The sequence below is a fragment of the Citrobacter sp. Ce129 genome (assembly GCF_030334545.1).
GTDB classification, from domain to species: Bacteria; Pseudomonadota; Gammaproteobacteria; order Enterobacterales; family Enterobacteriaceae; genus Citrobacter; species Citrobacter europaeus.
On record NZ_JAOWDS010000051.1, the window covers coordinates 180,091 to 196,452 of the forward strand.

Annotated in this window: 15 protein-coding genes and 1 pseudogene; 1 reads left to right on the top strand and 15 read right to left on the bottom strand. The window is 52.0% G+C overall.

The annotated features are described in order from the left end of the window. Positions 1-2: 2 nt before the first annotated feature. From nei to ybgI, 8 genes are read right to left on the bottom strand one after another with little or no spacing between them, the layout of a single operon-like run. Positions 3-794 (bottom strand): endonuclease VIII, encoded by a 792-nt coding sequence (gene nei / locus OGV77_RS02930; protein ID WP_286502601.1) that lies wholly within the window; start codon positions 792-794, stop codon positions 3-5. Positions 795-808: 14 nt separating this feature from the next. Further along, positions 809-1,453, bottom strand: coding sequence for a pyroglutamyl-peptidase I (pcp, locus tag OGV77_RS02935; RefSeq protein WP_047412626.1), 645 nt, complete (start codon positions 1,451-1,453; stop codon positions 809-811). 9 nt (positions 1,454-1,462) lie between these two features. Beyond that, positions 1,463-2,458, bottom strand: a complete 996-nt coding sequence (locus OGV77_RS02940; RefSeq protein ID WP_043015614.1) for a DUF979 domain-containing protein — start codon at positions 2,456-2,458, stop codon at positions 1,463-1,465. Beyond that, entirely contained in the window at positions 2,455-3,177 is a 723-nt protein-coding gene (locus tag OGV77_RS02945; protein WP_075144978.1) for a DUF969 domain-containing protein, read from the bottom strand. The genes OGV77_RS02940 and OGV77_RS02945 overlap by 4 nt, the downstream gene beginning before the upstream one ends. A 51-nt stretch (positions 3,178-3,228) precedes the next feature. Beyond that, positions 3,229-3,963, bottom strand: coding sequence for a 5-oxoprolinase subunit PxpA (gene pxpA, locus OGV77_RS02950; RefSeq protein ID WP_043015612.1), 735 nt, complete (start codon positions 3,961-3,963; stop codon positions 3,229-3,231). Then, positions 3,953-4,885 (bottom strand): 5-oxoprolinase subunit PxpC, encoded by a 933-nt coding sequence (gene pxpC, locus OGV77_RS02955; protein WP_047412630.1) that lies wholly within the window; start codon positions 4,883-4,885, stop codon positions 3,953-3,955. Before pxpC ends, pxpA begins: the two co-directional genes overlap by 11 nt. Next, entirely contained in the window at positions 4,879-5,535 is a 657-nt protein-coding gene (gene pxpB / locus OGV77_RS02960) for a 5-oxoprolinase subunit PxpB (protein WP_075144979.1), read from the bottom strand. The genes pxpC and pxpB overlap by 7 nt, the downstream gene beginning before the upstream one ends. Positions 5,536-5,550: 15 nt before the next feature. Then, entirely contained in the window at positions 5,551-6,294 is a 744-nt protein-coding gene (gene ybgI / locus OGV77_RS02965; protein ID WP_043015609.1) for a radiation resistance protein YbgI, read from the bottom strand. 289 nt (positions 6,295-6,583) lie between these two features. Here ybgI and dtpD point away from each other — a divergent pair, with 289 nt between their 5' ends. Beyond that, complete coding sequence (gene dtpD / locus OGV77_RS02970; protein ID WP_043015608.1) at positions 6,584-8,065, top strand: dipeptide permease DtpD; 1,482 nt, start codon at positions 6,584-6,586, stop codon at positions 8,063-8,065. A gap of 50 nt (positions 8,066-8,115) precedes the next feature. Here dtpD and OGV77_RS02975 read toward each other — a convergent pair whose 3' ends face one another. The 7 genes and pseudogenes from OGV77_RS02975 to OGV77_RS03005 form a co-directional block, all read right to left on the bottom strand. Beyond that, a complete protein-coding gene (locus OGV77_RS02975; RefSeq protein WP_043015607.1) occupies positions 8,116-9,018 on the bottom strand; it encodes an Rpn family recombination-promoting nuclease/putative transposase in 903 nt (300 codons plus the stop codon). Positions 9,019-9,178: 160 nt separating this feature from the next. After that, the gene (gene phrB / locus OGV77_RS02980; RefSeq protein WP_043015606.1) at positions 9,179-10,597 is read right to left on the bottom strand and encodes a deoxyribodipyrimidine photo-lyase; all 1,419 of its coding nucleotides are present in this window, start codon (positions 10,595-10,597) and stop codon (positions 9,179-9,181) included. Between the two features lie 21 nt (positions 10,598-10,618). After that, positions 10,619-10,744 (bottom strand): annotated as a pseudogene (locus OGV77_RS02985) (DUF1722 domain-containing protein); the annotation flags it as partial. A 205-nt stretch (positions 10,745-10,949) separates the two neighbouring features. After that, on the bottom strand, positions 10,950-11,411 hold the full coding sequence (locus tag OGV77_RS02990) for a phage tail assembly chaperone (RefSeq protein WP_043015605.1): 462 nt from the start codon (positions 11,409-11,411) through the stop codon (positions 10,950-10,952). Between the two features lie 34 nt (positions 11,412-11,445). Beyond that, complete coding sequence (locus OGV77_RS02995; protein WP_082197557.1) at positions 11,446-12,732, bottom strand: beta-barrel domain-containing protein; 1,287 nt, start codon at positions 12,730-12,732, stop codon at positions 11,446-11,448. Then, positions 12,729-14,897, bottom strand: coding sequence for a type I secretion system permease/ATPase (locus tag OGV77_RS03000; RefSeq protein WP_286502602.1), 2,169 nt, complete (start codon positions 14,895-14,897; stop codon positions 12,729-12,731). Before OGV77_RS03000 ends, OGV77_RS02995 begins: the two co-directional genes overlap by 4 nt. Positions 14,898-14,910: 13 nt before the next feature. Continuing rightward, positions 14,911-16,362 (bottom strand): TolC family protein, encoded by a 1,452-nt coding sequence (locus OGV77_RS03005; RefSeq protein WP_087051555.1) that lies wholly within the window; start codon positions 16,360-16,362, stop codon positions 14,911-14,913.

Below are 16,362 nucleotides of genomic sequence, written 5' to 3' on the forward strand. Positions count from 1 at the left end.
ATCTACTTCTGACATCCCGGACACCAGTAAAAAGGGCGCGAAGAGAGCGTCGTTTTTTCGATGATTCCACCACAGCGCTCGCAGGCTTCACCGTCCCGGTGAAAGACCTTAAAGCGAAACAACGCGCCGTGGTGTTTGTTCTCATCCACCAGCCCGCGGGTATTATAGGACAGACGAGGAATATCAAGCAGCGCACGCGCCAGCGTATCCAACTGTTCGTCACTAAGCTGAGACACTTTATGCTGCCCGGTCAACCCTACCTGCCAAAGGATCTCTACCCGCAGGTAGTTACCTAATCCCGCCAGAAACGCCTGGTCCAGTAGCAGGCCAGAAAACTGGCGATTACGAAAACGCGGAGATAACAGACGCGCTTTAACCTCATCGGGCGTTAAACGTAAATCCAGCACATCCGGCCCAACTCGTTGCAGGAACGGATGAGTGGTAAGCTGCTCTGGCGTCAGCATTTCGATATCAGACGCGCTATAGAGCAGGATGGTTTTATCGGCTGTTTGCAGCCTGACACGCAGAACCCGCGAAGTCTGCGGGATTTTGCCAGTATCCACGACTCGCCACACGCCGTAGAGCTGATTGTGACTGTACAGCGTCAGACCATTAGAAAAATGAGTCAGCAGTGCTTTCCCTCGCGTTTCAAGCTGAGTAACACTCTGCCCAATTAGTTGAGATTGATACGGTTTTAACTGCTCAAAGGCAAACCAGACATCCGTCAGGGGTTTGCCTTTGACTGCCGCCTCCAGGTTATCCGCCGCGCGGCGGATCTCCGGGCCTTCAGGCATAATACTGTCCTTTGTTAATGTGTTGCGCCGCCCGTCACTGTGATATCGCTTTCCACCTGCAAGGCGGTGGCAATGGCGACTTCCAGCGCCCGGCGAACGGTTTCAGCCGCCATACTTGGCGCTCCGGGATGCTGTGCAGCTTGTTGCGGCAGATAAGGGATATGAATAAAACCGCCCTTCACCGCCGGCACGTCGCGTAATTTATGCAGCAGACCATACATTACGTGGTTACACACAAAGGTACCTGCGGTCTGGGAAACCGAGGCCGGAATTCCCGCGTTGCGCATAGCCACAACCATCGCTTTGATCGGCAACGTACTAAACCATGCCGCAGGACCATCGACGACAATCGGCACATCTACCGGCTGTTGTCCCTGGTTATCCGCAATACGTGCATCATCAACGTTGATCGCCACGCGCTCCACGGTGATATCCGAGCGCCCGCCCGCCTGCCCCACAGCCAGCACCAACGATGGCGACAGCGCATCAATCGCGCCATTGAGTACGGCAAGAGATTCGCCAAAGACGCACGGCAGCTGGCGGGCAACGACGCGGCATCCACCGATAATAGCATTGTCGAGTCCCGAGACCACTTCCCAGGAAGGGTTAACTGACTCGCCGCCAAAGGGTTCAAATCCCGTGATGAGTACTGTTTTCATCCTGTCACCTTACAAGAACATCAGGAAATACATCAGGAACACGTTGACCAACAGCAGCAGTATGCCGGTTGGCACCTGCGCTTTAATCACCGCGTTTTTATCCGGCAGCTCCAGCAGCGCAGCAGGGACAATGTTAAAGTTCGCCGCCATCGGCGTCATCAGTGTCCCGCAATAGCCGGAGAACATACCAATCGCCGCCATTACCGCTGGATTGCCGCCGTGTTGCAGTACGAGGATCGGAATACCAATCCCAGCGGTCACGATCGGGAAAGCAGCAAATGCATTGCCCATCACCATGGTCAGCAATGCCATGCCGATGGTGTACACCGCCACCGCGATAAAGCGACTGTCTACCGCCAGATATTCCTGCGTCAGATATGAAATGCCGCTGCCTACGCCAGCCGCCGTAAACAACAGCCCGAGCGTGGCCAGGATTTGCGGCAGGATGAACGCCCAGCCGATGGAATCCAGCAGACGGCGCGCCTCCTGAATCGGCTGATGCACCCGCTCATGGGTCATTTTTATCGCCATCGCCAGACCAATCAACGAGCCCGCTGTCATGGAAAAAAGCGTCACCAGCGTGGCGTGATTACCCGGCCCAAACAGCGCATCCTGTAAGCCCGGAATATGGTTGAACATCAGCACGCCGATCACCGTTACTACCGGAATCGCCAGCGCCGGGAAAAACAGGCGGTTGCCCAGGCGACTGGCGCTTTCTTCTCGCTGTTGCGGCGTCCGTTGATGGTAGCTTCCCAGCTTCACGCCGCCAAAACCGGCGATCAGGGCCAGAACGACCACCGCAACACCAACGGCAATATGCACCGCGCGTTTGTCGCCAAACAGCGAGTATGTCCAGTCGCCAAGCAAAAACAATACACCGTATATGCCCCAAAACAGGCCTGTAGTGAAGCGGCGAGGGTTCGCCTTGTCCTGCCACGACATCAGCGCCACAATCAGTAATACCGCTCCCGCCAGCCAATAGAGATAGCTTTGTTGAAAATTCATTTCGCTTCTCCTTTCGCTGCGGCATTCGCTTTCGCCACCTCACGTTGCAAATAGCTATCCAGACGCCACAGACGCGTGCCGTGGATCAGAAAGGCACAAATTGCCGTTGGGATCCCCCACAAGGCGATATGCAACGGTTCGGTCTGGATCCCACCAGACTCCAGCATAAAGTTGTGCATGAATATGATGGCACCGAAGGCAACAAAGATATCTTCCCCGAAAAACAGCCCAACGTTATCGGTCGCAGCTGACATTGCGCGCAGGCGATAGCGTACCGCGCCCGGTATCTCACCATGATTTTTTTCAGCAGCCCCTTCCGCCATCGGCGCCAGCAGCGGACGCACCATCTGTGGATGCCCCCCCAAACTGGTCAGTCCTAACGCGGCGGTCGCTTCGCGTATGAACAGATAGACAATAAGCAGACGGCCACTGGTGGCGCTGCGGATTTTTGCAATCCACGCCTGAGCGCGCTCTTTGAGTCCGTGACGTTCCAGCAGGCCAATAACCGCCAGCGGGATCAGCAGGATAAACGGCAGGTTGCGGGTGTTAAGAAAACCTTCACCCAGTTTCTCAAGGATGGTGGCTACCGGCATATGCGCCGCCAGTCCCGTGACGATCCCGGCAATAATGACCACCAATACCGGGTTAAAACGTAAAAGAAATCCGACCACAATGACGGCGATACCCGTCAATGGCCAGAGAGAAATAGCCTCTCCCATAATTAAATCCCTTATGTTGTTGTGTAATATATTATTGTTTTATATAAAAATTTATGCGCTAATTTGAATATTGCATGCATTAAAGGCGCTACGCAAGCGACGGGCAAAAGCGAGTGCGTGCTCGCCATCCCCATGAATGCATACCGTCTGGGCCGTCACGCTCGCCCATGTTCCACTCTGGCTTTTTACTCTGCCGGATTGCACCATTTCTAACGTTTGCGCCAGCGCCTGCTCTTCATCCTCAATCAGTGCGCCCGGCTGGTTACGCGGCACCAGACTGCCATCGGCCTGATAACCCCGATCGGCAAAAACTTCCTGACGCGTTACCAGGCCATAGTGTTCTGCGGCACGAATCAGTTCGCTTCCTGCCAGTCCTACCAGAACCAGCGATGGATCGCAGGCATGAACCGCTTTCGCAATCGCATCAGCCAACTGAGGATCTTTCGCCGCCTGGTTATAAAGCATACCGTGCGGTTTGACATGACGCATTACGCCGCCCTCCGCCTGCGTGATGGCAGCCAGCGCGCCAATTTGATACAGCGTCTGCGCATACACCGTTTGTGCGGGCAGGGTCATGGCGCTACGGCCAAAATTTTCCCGATCCGGAAAGCTCGGATGCGCGCCTATCGCCACGCCATTTTTTAGCGCCTCGCGCACGCTTAAGAGCATGGTTTGCGCATCTCCGGCGTGAAACCCACAGGCAATATTGGCTGAAGACACCAGTTGCAGCAGCGCCGCATCGTTAGCGCATCCCTCACCGAGGTCCGCGTTGAGATCAATTTTCATTGTTAAGTCGCCATGTTAATTGTTCCAGGTAACGCTGCCGTTCCTGTCGCGCCTTAAGCGCTTCCTCCAGCGAACACTGCACAAAATGAATCGGCTGGCCGAGCGGGATCTGCGCCAGATGATACATATCCGCCTCAATGATACAGGCGATGCGCGGATAGCCGCCCGTCGTCTGAGCATCATTCATCAGCACGATCGGCTGACCATTGTGCGGAACCTGTACCACGCCGGGGAGCAAACCATGTGACAGCAGTTCGCGATCGGTCATGCGCGTCAGCGGCTGCCCCTGCAGGCGGTACCCCATACGGTTACTTTGTGGGCTAAGCTGCCACGGCGAGCGCCAGAAAGAAGCCTGTGATACCTCGTCAAACTCCTGATATTCAGGTCCGGGAAGCGCACGAATATGGTTGCCCCACATGAGCTGTTTTACACCCTGCGGTCCGCTGAATTGCCGGGTAGATACGCCAATTGCCAGCCGATCGCCATCGCGCAGCAAACGCCCTTCCAGTCCGCCAATGCCAACTTTAAGATCGGTACTGCGCGAGCCCATGACTTCGGGGACATCAAAGCCGCCCGCAACCGCCAGGTAGCTGCGCATACCGTGATGCGGCCGTTTTAGCGTCAGGCGCTGGCCGGCTTTCATCGGTAGCCGCCATCCGCTCCACACGGGAGTATGATCCAGATGCGCTTCGCATCCCGCACCGGTCAGGGCAAACCAGCCATCGGTTTCAAATTCCACCACCAGTTGCCCCAGCGTAATTTCCAGCGCTGCAGCATTCGCATCATTACCCACCAGCAGGTTAGCGACGTTCAGCGCCGGTTTATCCAGTGCGCCACAGTGACTGATTCCGGATTGACGAAAACTATGGCGTCCCCCGTCCTGTACTGAGGTATACATGCCCGCACGAATAATGTTTAACATATCCCCTCCTTCTGCGGGACAAAACGCACGGTATCGCCAGCCCGTAACAGAATTGGTTCCTCTCGTTTTGGATCAAATAACGCAACGGGGGTACGACCAATCAGTTGCCATCCGCCTGGCGTGGAAAGCGGATAAACGCCCGTTTGGGATCCGCCAATACCCACTGAACCTGCCGGAACAATCAGGCGAGGTTCCGCACGCCTTGGGGTATGGAGTTGTTCAGGTAAGCTCCCAAGATAGGGAAATCCCGGCTGAAAGCCGATAAACCACACCACGTAATCAACCGATGCATGAAGTTCCACAACCTGCTTGTCGCTTAATCCGCTGTGCCGGGCGACCTCAGCCAGATCGGGGCCAAACTCACCGCCATAGGTCACGGGAATTTCTATAAAGCGCGAATCCGGTTCCAACGCCTCACTCTCTTCCCACCAGCGCTGCAGGCGTTCAATCGCATCCAGCGCCAGCGTTTGCGGGTCGCGCAAGGTCACCGTGATATTGTTCATGCCCGGAATAGCTTCAAGCACATTCGGGGCATCAACCAGACGCTGGGCCAGACGCCAGATGCGTTTCTGAGTCGCCAGCGTAATGGGCGGTTCCAGCTCAAGAACCACCGCCGTTTCACCTAACAGATAACAACGCGCTCGCTGCACTTTCGTCCCTCTTTATTAGGCTGGATTAGGAATATCGATAAATGTTACGTCCAGATCGGTGTTTTCATTCAGCCACTCGCTTAAAGCGCGAATGCCGCCGCGTTCGGTCGCATGGTGACCGGCAGCATAAAAATGCAGCCCCTGCTCGCGGGCTGAGTGAATGGTTTGCTCTGAGACTTCACCGGTGATAAAGGCATCGACGCCAAATCGGGCTGCGCTATCAATAAAACTTTGACCGCCGCCTGTACACCAGGCGACGCGCTGAACTTTCTCCGGCCCGGTATCACCACACCATAACGGTTTACGGCCTAAACGCGCTTCAATCCACGATGCCAGCTCCAGTCCCGGAACCGGCATGGAGAGTTCCCCCCATGGCACCAACGGCTCGATTTCACCCATTACGGTAATCCCTAACAGCGCGGCCAACTGCGCGTTATTCCCCAGTTCCGGGTGGGCATCCAGCGGCAGGTGCCAGCCATACAGGTTGATATCATTTTCCAACAGCGTTTTCAGACGATGCCGCTTCATGCCGCGAATTACCGGAGATTCGCCTTTCCAGAAATAACCGTGATGAACGATGACCGCATCCGCCTCAAGGCGCACTGCCTCGTCCAGCAACGCCTGACTTGCGGTCACGCCGGTCACGATTTTATGCACCGTCTCTTTGCCCTCAACCTGCAAACCATTCGGCGCGTAGTCGCTAATGGCGGCGCTGTTCAGTTTGTCGTTGATCAGTTGTTCCAGTTCGGTGTTTTTCATCATCGTCCTCGTAGTCATAAATTCTGCTTGCTCAATCAGCTACACAGCTTAGGTTAAAATAGCGTCCTCGCCTGCGTTCGTCGATAGCCATTTCACTGACACATCAAGAAACAATCACACCTGCTTTGAACGTGATTTGCTTACCACTACGCGATCTAATTCATGTATATTTATGCAATCAGACAGCATATTGCAAAAATAATCAGATCTGTATCAAAGTTACAACTTTAAGGAAACACACTCGCGCAGCACGTTAAGCCTGTCGTGAGGCATTTACTTCGAGAAAATAATGAATAAACAAGCATCTCAACCACGGGCGATTTATTACGTCGTCGCGCTACAAATTTGGGAATACTTCAGTTTTTACGGTATGCGTGCGCTACTGATCCTGTATCTCACTAACCAGCTTAAGTACGACGATAATCACGCATATGAACTGTTCAGCGCCTACTGCTCGCTGGTCTACGTCACGCCGATTCTTGGGGGATACCTGGCCGATAAAGTGCTCGGCAACCGGATGGCGGTAATGATAGGCGCATTTTTAATGGCGGTGGGGCATCTGGTATTGGGCGCCAGCGAAATGGCTCCAGCGTTCCTCTATTTGTCTCTGGCGATAATTGTCTGCGGCTATGGTCTGTTTAAATCCAACATCAGTTGCCTGTTGGGTGAGCTGTACCAGCCTGAAGATCCGCGTCGCGACGGTGGATTCTCTCTGCTCTACGCTGCCGGGAATATTGGTTCAATCATCGCGCCCATTGCCTGCGGCTACGTGCAGGAAGAGTACAGTTGGGCGATGGGTTTTGCGCTGGCCGCAATTGGTATGCTGGCGGGCCTGGTGATTTTCTTATGCGGTAATCGCCATTTCGCCCATACTACCGGTGTCAACAAGGCCGTCCTGTGTGCGAAAAAATATGTGCTGCCAAACTGGGCCTGGCTGTTAGTTCTGCTGGTTGCAGCACCGCTGCTGATTACTGTCCTGTTCTGGAAAGAGTGGTCCGTTTACGCCCTGATCGTTGCCACTGTTATTGGCCTCGCTGTTCTGGCAAAGATTTATCGCCAGGCGCAGACTCAGAAGCAGCGCAAAGAGCTGGGGCTTATCGTCACACTGACCTTCTTCAGCCTGTTGTTCTGGGCCTTTGCTCAACAGGGCGGAAGCTCGATCAGCCTGTATATCGACCGCTTCGTTAACCGCGATATTCTGGGGTATTCCGTCCCTACCGCGATGTTCCAGTCGGTTAACGCTTTTGCCGTGATGCTCTGCGGTATCGTGCTGGCCTGGGTGGTCAAAGAAAGCGTTGGCGGCAATCGTACCGTACGAATCTGGGGTAAATTTGCTCTCGGGCTCGGTTTAATGAGCGCAGGCTTCTGTATTCTGACCTTGAGCGCTCGCTGGTCCGCGGCTTACGGCCACTCTTCCATGCCGTTGATGGTACTGGGACTGGCGGTCATGGGCTTTGCCGAACTGTTTATTGACCCGGTGGCAATGTCGCAAATTACGCGTATCGAGATCCCTGGTGTAACCGGCGTGTTAACCGGCATTTATATGCTGCTTTCCGGCGCCATCGCCAACTACCTGGCAGGCGTTATCGCCGATCAGACCTCGCAAGGTTCGTTTGACGCTGCCGGAGCCATCAACTATTCCATCAATGCCTATATTGACGTCTTTAGCGAAATTACCTGGGGCGCACTGGCCTGCGTGGTGCTGGTGCTGCTGATTTGGCTGTACCAGTCGCTGAAATTCAGAAACCGTGCGTTAGCGGTAGAGTCCTGAGTTTACAGGCCCGATGATGTGATAAGATTCGGGCCTGTTTTTTCAGGTAATTATGCATGAATGGCTGCGAGTTCCTCTTCAGTAAGACCTGTAACCAGTAGCACCATTGTGCGATCTATACCTTGTTCCAGCATGGTTTGCGCTATACGTAATGCGGCTTCTTGTTTACCCTGCTGTAACCCTTCCTGTAATCCATCTAACCGTAACCGCTCTGCAATAGTCATCAGCCTCTCCTTATGTTGGGGGATCCGTTGCGCTATCTCTTGCATAAATTCATTAAAACGAGATTCGTCGCCAGATTGTAGGATGTAATTAAACATCGCCTGTAATTGCGTGTCATTAGCGCATCCAGTAAGGAGCAGCGTGGCCAGTTGCTCTACCAGCCCCAGCAAATTCCGCTGACGGATATGTTTTTGCATTAGTTCCAGCAGGGCCATTCGTCTGTGAGCCATGATCTCATCATCGGGTACCACCGTTATGTCTACCAACGGAAATGCGCTGGAATAAAGCTGTCTTGCCGCCACGGGGTCGGCAAAGGCATCCAGCCAGCACAATGAGTACGGATAGGGGCTTCGGCAGCCATGATAAAAGAGCATCGGTATCACTAGTGGCAGTTCCTTATGCCCTGCGTCCAGATGGCGCTGCATCGCCGCCATCGCATAACGCAACAGACGAAAAGCCATATGCGGCTCGGCTGAACTTTGATGCTCTATCACCACATAGACATAACCGTCGCCGTTGCGTGTGTGCAAAGACCAGAGCACGTCGGAGTAGCGCGAACGTAAATCCGCTTCAATAAAACTTTCTGACTCCAGCTTCAGCGAATTCAAATCGCAAAGCGTCCGCAGTTCAGCTGGCAGGTGAATGTCGAGAAAATCCCGCGCGGTTTCGGGATGATGTAAAAACGTTTTAAACACCGCATCGTGCGGTGTGGAGGTTGTTGGCATTGTCATCAAGTTCCATCACCTGAATGAAGATGACGGAACTTTACTGCCAGATAAAAGCATCTGCATCAGGGCATTAACAACCTTGCGCGCACGCTTCAGCGCTAAAAGCCCCAGACCGCAACACTTTCATTCTGCTGGAAGGCATTACGCAAAATCCACCATGCCTTTACTCTTTACGCGCCGCCTCATATGCCGCCAGCGTCGCCAGTCTGGCCTGTTTATGATCGACAATCTGACGAGGATAGTTAAGCGTCACCTGCGTTTTTTCAGCCCACGTCCACGGGTCATGAATAGCTTTACCCGGCACGTCGCGCAGTTCCGGCAGCCACTGGCGGATAAACTCACCGTCACGATCAAACTTTTCGCCCTGAGTTGTGGGGTTAAAGATACGGAAATACGGCGCAGCGTCGGTTCCGGTTGAGGCAGCCCACTGCCAGCCGCCGTTATTGGCCGCCAGGTCGCCATCTATCAGTTGCGACATAAAATACTGTTCGCCTTTACGCCAGTCGATCAGCAGGTCTTTCACCAAAAAACTGGCCGCAATCATGCGTAAACGATTATGCATCCAGCCCGTGGCGTTGAGCTGGCGCATCGCCGCATCCACAATCGGATACCCCGTTTTTCCCGTTTGCCAGGCCTGCAAATGCGCGGGGTTATTTTGCCATTGCACGCGTTCGGTCCAGCGGATAAAGGGTTGATGCCGACACAGCGCCGGATGGTAAGTCATCAGATGACGATAAAATTCACGCCATATAAGCTCGTTCAGCCAGACGCTGCCAGCCCCGCCCTCAAGCGCCTGAGGCTGCTCTGTAAGCAGTCGATTCAGACACTGGCGCGGCGACAATCCTCCCGTCGCCAGGCTCGCAGATAATCGACTGGTGCCCTCAACCGCCGGGAAATCACGCAACTGCTCATATTCTCCCGCAGCCTGCAGGCAAAACTGGCGTAATTGCGCGATAGCCAATTTCTCTTCCGCCGCAAACAGCTGCGCATCAAAATCTTGCTGCGGGTAGCCCAGTGTTATAGGTGTTAACGGAGCATCAAGAGCGCCTTTTTCTCTCACCGTCGGCGCGCTAACGCATTCTGGAACACCGTCTTTAATCCGCTTCAGCCAGGCATTTTTAAACGGCGTAAAAACTTTATACATCTCGTGATTGCCGGTCATGACCGCCCCCGGAGGCAGGATCACGCTGTCGTCAAACCCTTCACACACCGCATAAGGTAATGACTTCTCGACGGCAGCATCACGCTGGCGTTCGTTAATTTCGTACTGATAGTTATAAAATAATCGGCTAACGCCATGCTCTGCGCAGACGTTTTTGACGATTTCCACGCTGCCCGCAAAATCGGCGACTTCATGAAACAAAAGCGGAATGCCTTTTTCTGCCAGCGCCGTTTGCAACGCATTTAGCTGGGCGCTGATAAATGCCGCCTGACGTGGGGCCATTTCGTGTGCCTTCCACTGTTCAGGCGTCGAGATATATAGCGCCAAAACCTGTGCAGAACGATCCCGACAAGCCGCCGCCAGCGCGAGGTTGTCATGCAGACGTAAATCACGTCGAAACCAGACCAGATGCGTGGTCATAATACTCCTGAAGAAAAAGACTTAACGCCCGTAGCGCAGACCCATTACCTCTGGCCAGGGATTGAAATAGCGCAGTCCTGAAAGATAAGCACCCGGCTATTGCGCCATATAGTGTTTGAGTAATGTTAATGGTGCAAGCAGCGGTTGGACCACAGTTACTGTCGCAGACTGAAAGTCACTCCTCTTGTCGGGGGGGTATCTGTCACCCTCTTCCCATTTCAGGCAATGCAGGTTCAAAATCACCCCACGACAAACAATCCCTGATGCCAACAGGGATTGTCTCGCTCATGACAACCCTTCTCTCATTACTGAGTTAAGTGTAGCTATCATGAGCAAAAAGGGTTTTTAACGGTTATTCCCTCTCTTTCACCACCGTGGTCGCTTTCGGCGTGAAGGTGCCCATCAATTGGTTGAAATCGGCCAGATTCCAGACGATAACCTCTTTTAGTAGCAGAATAATATGGCTGGGGTGGGTGAAAAACTTATTCAGTTCGCCAAAGCTGAGCTTTGCCCGCTGGCCGTCAGGGCGCGTATAGATGACCATGCCCTCCGTCAGCACACGGCGGGTCCATTTCTCAATACGCTGACCGTCAAGAGAACCAGAAAACGCTGAAATCAATGCCATCACGTCAAAATCGCCATTTTTACCACCAGAAAAAAGCATATTCAGATCATTTGTTTCTGCATTTTTAAGCAGAGGTGCCAGGAAATCTTTTTGTAAATCAGCAATAAACGCCAGACGCTGCCAGGGCTCCAGTTGCACAACGGTAAGCGTCTTATCACCAACCATCACCTCTTTTGCTGTTGTCGTCATTTTAGTCATCCTTATATTAATATCTGCAGGTCAATTATCTTTCCCGCAAAGCTTCATTTACTTTATTGAATGGTTTAATTAAATAGCGGGCGACCGTTTTACTACCGGTAACAATGTCAACGGAAGCCACCATACCTGGAGAAATAAACAATTTCTGCTGACGTTTATTAAGAAGATGATCGCGGTCGGTTCTAATTAAAACCCGGTAGTAAACTAAATCCGGCTTGCGTTCATCCTTAATAGTATCGGGAGAAATAGTCACTACCTTGCCATCCAGACCACCATAAATGGCATAATCATAAGCGGTGATTTTAACTTTCGCCTTCTGGTCTGGATGAATAAACGCAATGTCACGCGGCAATATTTGCGCCTCAATCAGTAACGTGTCATCCAGTGGAACGATATGCATCAAAACACCGTTAGGCGGAATAACTCCACCAACAGTATTATTTTGAATATCTTTCACGATGCCACGAACGGGTGAACGCAGCGTTGATTTAGCCACTAAGTCGGAGCGACCACGCAGAGCATGCTTTAGCGAGGCAATCTCCGCTGACACTTTTGCCAGTTCTTCGCGTGACCGCAAATAATAGTTACCGCGCAGCTCTTCCTCTTTCATATTCAAATCCACCAATTGACGTTTCAAACGAATAACATCAACGGTGCTGGAAGCGCCTTCCTGAGCCAGGCGGGAATTAATCGACAACTCATTGTTAATTAATCGACGCGCATCCTGAATATTTTTAATCGCATCAGCAAACTGTGTTTTACGTGAGGTATACAAGCGAGTTTCCGCCTTCATTAACTCAGGATACAGATCCAGCTCGTCAGAAAAGACCAGTTCATTGTCATTCACTTCCGCACTCAGTCGCGCCTGCTGGGCCAGCATTGCGCGGTATTTAGCTTCAAATTCTTTCAGGCTGGAGGCGGTCCGCACGCTATCCAGTTGCGCCAATACTTCCCCCGGCTGGATAATTTGCCCCTCTTTAACATGAATGCGTTGCAGAATTCCGCCATCCAGCGACTGAATAATCTGCTCTCGAGAACTGGGAATAACTTTTCCATTGCCTTTGGTGACTTCTTCAATGCTGAAAAATGAGGCCCACAATGCAAAAAGCAGCAAAAAAAATACTACGCAAAATACTATCCACTTCGCGCCACTGAGCGTCAGTTCGTTCTCATGTCCCAGCGAGAGAGCATTGTCAATTACAGCATCCGAAGGATCTGATTTATGTTGCAGAAGAATGCGCCGGGTGAAGACAACACCGTCAGCAACCTGTCGCCACAAACCACGGATCCCCCTCTTGTTCCCCTTGTTCATGCTTCAGCCTCCTGGGAATACTCACCAAAAAACTGCTCGCGAGGGGCGTCTATTACTATGCTTCCTTGCGACATAACGATGGTGCGCTCGATCAGTTCAAGCACTCTTTTTCGATGGGTGGCGATGATAACCGTCTTCCCGGCCATCCACGGTTTCATTCGACGGATAAACTCGGCTTCGGTCTCTTCATCCATTGCGGCTGTGGGTTCATCCAATAATACGATCTGCGGATCGCGGAGAATCAGACGACTGAGCAACAGCGCCTGCTGCTGTCCTCCGGACAAACCTATTCCGCCTTCGGCTATCAGATGATCCAGCCCATCCGCAAGCTGATTGATAAAAGCGAGCGCCCCTGTTTTCTCCAGCGCCGCTTCAAGCTCTTCATCGCTGGCAAGCGGCATTCCGAGCGCCAGATTTTCCCGAATTGAACCGTGAAACAAGCGTGAGCGTTGGGACAACATACCGATGTCACGGTGTAAATCTCCGGGATCGAGGTTATCAAGCCGAATGTTGTCCAGCGTCGTTACGCCGTTAACACACAACATATTTCCTGCCAGCGCATTCAATAGTGAAGATTTTCCGGAACCATTTCGTCCCAACAGAGCAATCTTCTCGCCAGCCTTAATCTCCAGATCGTCAATAGCGATCGCGTTCTGACGACTAGTGGTGTGATGACGAAACGCCGTATCCTTTAGCACAAAATGGCCACGTAAATAGGGTTTGTGTACCCGCCTGCCGCCACGGGCGTCATCCGTTGGTAATTTCATGATACTGTCTAATCCGACAATAGCGACCTTTGTTTGCTGCCAGCGCGTCAGGATATTGGCGACCTGTGCGACAGGCGCCATCATCCGTGAACTGAGGATTAACGCGGCAACCAGCGCACCGGTAGACAATTCACCATTCATCGCCAAAGGCGTCCCCACAGCAACAACACAAACAAACACAGCGTTTTGAATCAGATAAGACCACGAGGTAAGTTTGTGCGTCAGGTGTTTGAGTTCCAGACTGCTGCTGGCCGTGGTTGCGGTATAATTCAACCATTGCTGCTGAAAACGATATTCCGCCTGCAGGGATTTCACATCATCCAGCCCTTGAATGCTTTCGACTAGCATCGCGCTACGCAGGTTTGATTCACGCATTGCACTACGCGCCAGCAATGCGAGTTTTTTCTGACATAAAAAACCCGGCAGCACCATCAGGATCATTCCAGCCAACGGGACCAGAAACAGAATGCCTCCCAACAGATAAATCACCACTAAGAACAGAAAGAAAAAGGGTAGATCGGCCATCGCAACCACGGTCGTGGAGGTAATCATCTCCCGGATCTGATCCAATTCACGCACCTGCGAAATAAATGTTCCGGTAGACTGCGGACGATGGGCGGAATGAATACGCAATACGCGACCAAATACTCGATCGGCAATACGCAGGTCTGCTCGTTTACCCACGATATCAATAATGCTATAGCGCATCAGGCGTAATATCAGATCAAAAACAAACGCTAATATAACGCCAGAAAAAAGCACCCACAGCGTAGGCCAGGACTGCGCTGGAATAATACGGTCATAGGTCTGCATTGAGTAGGTAATCCCAGCCAGACCTAGAATATTTATAAAAAGTGACCCCAGAATAACGTAATAATAGGGACGCATGTCCTGAAAAATAATCTGCCACGCCCAATGTTTTTCCACAGGGCGGGTATAGTCATCGACGCGCGGATCGGCCGAATTAGTTAACGGTCGCAGCAATATCACACGCAGGCCGGCCTCGAGAAACTCCTCACGGGTGAAGGTCGTCAACAACCCTTGTTCGTCAACGTAGGCGCAAGTAACGTTTTGGTTATCTTCAATATTTTTAACCAACGCAAAGCGTCCATCACGCATTTCGATAACCACAGGCAACAGCCAGGTGCTGAACTGGAATTGCGTCACTGGCGTGCACTTCATCATCAGTCCAGCTTGTCTGGCCATCGTTTTTAATACATCTTCTTTCTTACACTCCTGGTACCACTGCGAGGCAACTAAAATATTCTGTTCTGAAATATCAAGACGATAATGATGGGCAATCTGTACAATGGCTTCTTGCCACAACTGGAAATAATAATATTCAACGTCTTTGTCTTTACTTGTACAAGACATATCAACGGTACTGGATGATGTCATTCCATTGAGCCTCTTATTGAGAAAAATAACGCACCAGATTTCCGGAATAATAGAGACATTCAATTGACAGCGACGACACGGTAAATTGGCTGTTTAATATATCCATTCTGGTTTGATGAATTTCAGATTCGGCGCTAAGTAAATCGGAAAATGAACGATTACCCAGTTCCAGATACTGTAATTTATAGAGGTCACGCGTGCGGATAGCCTCTTTCTCCCGTACTTGCTTAGCCTTCATACTTTCATACAGGCTGGAAATCTGGCTGGTCGACTCGACAATTTTACGCCGGGCCTCCGTCTTTTCGGTATCCAGATTAAATTGTGACGCGAGCAACGCCTGTTCCGCCTGTTGAGTACGCGATATACGTGCCCCGCCTTCATACAGTGGCGCACTCACGTTAACAAAGATCCCCCACTCGCCCTTTTTAGCCCGATTCCCACGATTATCGTTCTGGTTTTCCAGCTCATATTCCCAGACTGGGTTAAGTGAAATCGTCGGATAATATTCCGCTTTAAAGGCATTAACCTGCTGTTTCGCCATCTTAATTTGCGCCTGCGCCAGTTCGATAGCAGGCGAGGTTAACTCTTCGATATCAACACGATGGCAAGCTGTGTCCATCGTCTGCGGCATGTGCATATTCAGGGCAGTAGAAACAGAAGCGTTGGTGACGATATCCAGGTTCGCATTCCAACGCCGGGCTTGCGCCTCATAATCATGTTGCAGGGCAATAGCGGCTGCCAGCCGGACCTTCGACTGGGAATAGTCAGATTCCGCGCTAGCCCCCAATGAGGCTCTTTTTTCAGCCAGACGGTTAATAAGCTGGAGACCTGCAACCTGTCCCTGGGCAATTTCAGTTAACTGCTGATAACGAATTGCCTGGGTAAAACTGGTCGCCGTCTCATAAGCAATATCATTAATACTTTTCTCAAGGTTAGACCCCGAACGCTGTGTCGTCGCATCCGCGAGATCGACTTTGCTGGCGATTCTCCCAAAATCAAACAGCGTCTGGCTGGCGTTCAGCGCTAACGTATTCGATTTGCTATCTTCTCGCCTGTAATTATCCTGCTCGAGGCCGGATTTTACTCTGGCACTAAGAGAGGGATACCACCCGGCCTTCGCTTCATTGACTGACTCTTTACTCTGCACATATTCGCGCTCTGCACGTTTAATCACCGGATGCCAGCCCATTGCCAGTTGCACCGCCTCGGCAAGCGTTATGTCATGCCCTTTAACCGGTACACCGGAAGAAGCCACTGCGTTTTTTTGTCTTTCACCACTACGTTTTTCCACGGCCCCTACCGCAGGGCGAGACAGAGGATCAGGTTGGGTTTCTGACGTAATGGGCTCTGCAGCATCCTCAAATATAACGGGCCATGTCGCCACCTGCGCACTATGACTTTTGAATACACATGACGTGACGATCGCCAACAGCAATGCCGCTCGCGGTAAATGGCGAGTTTCCAT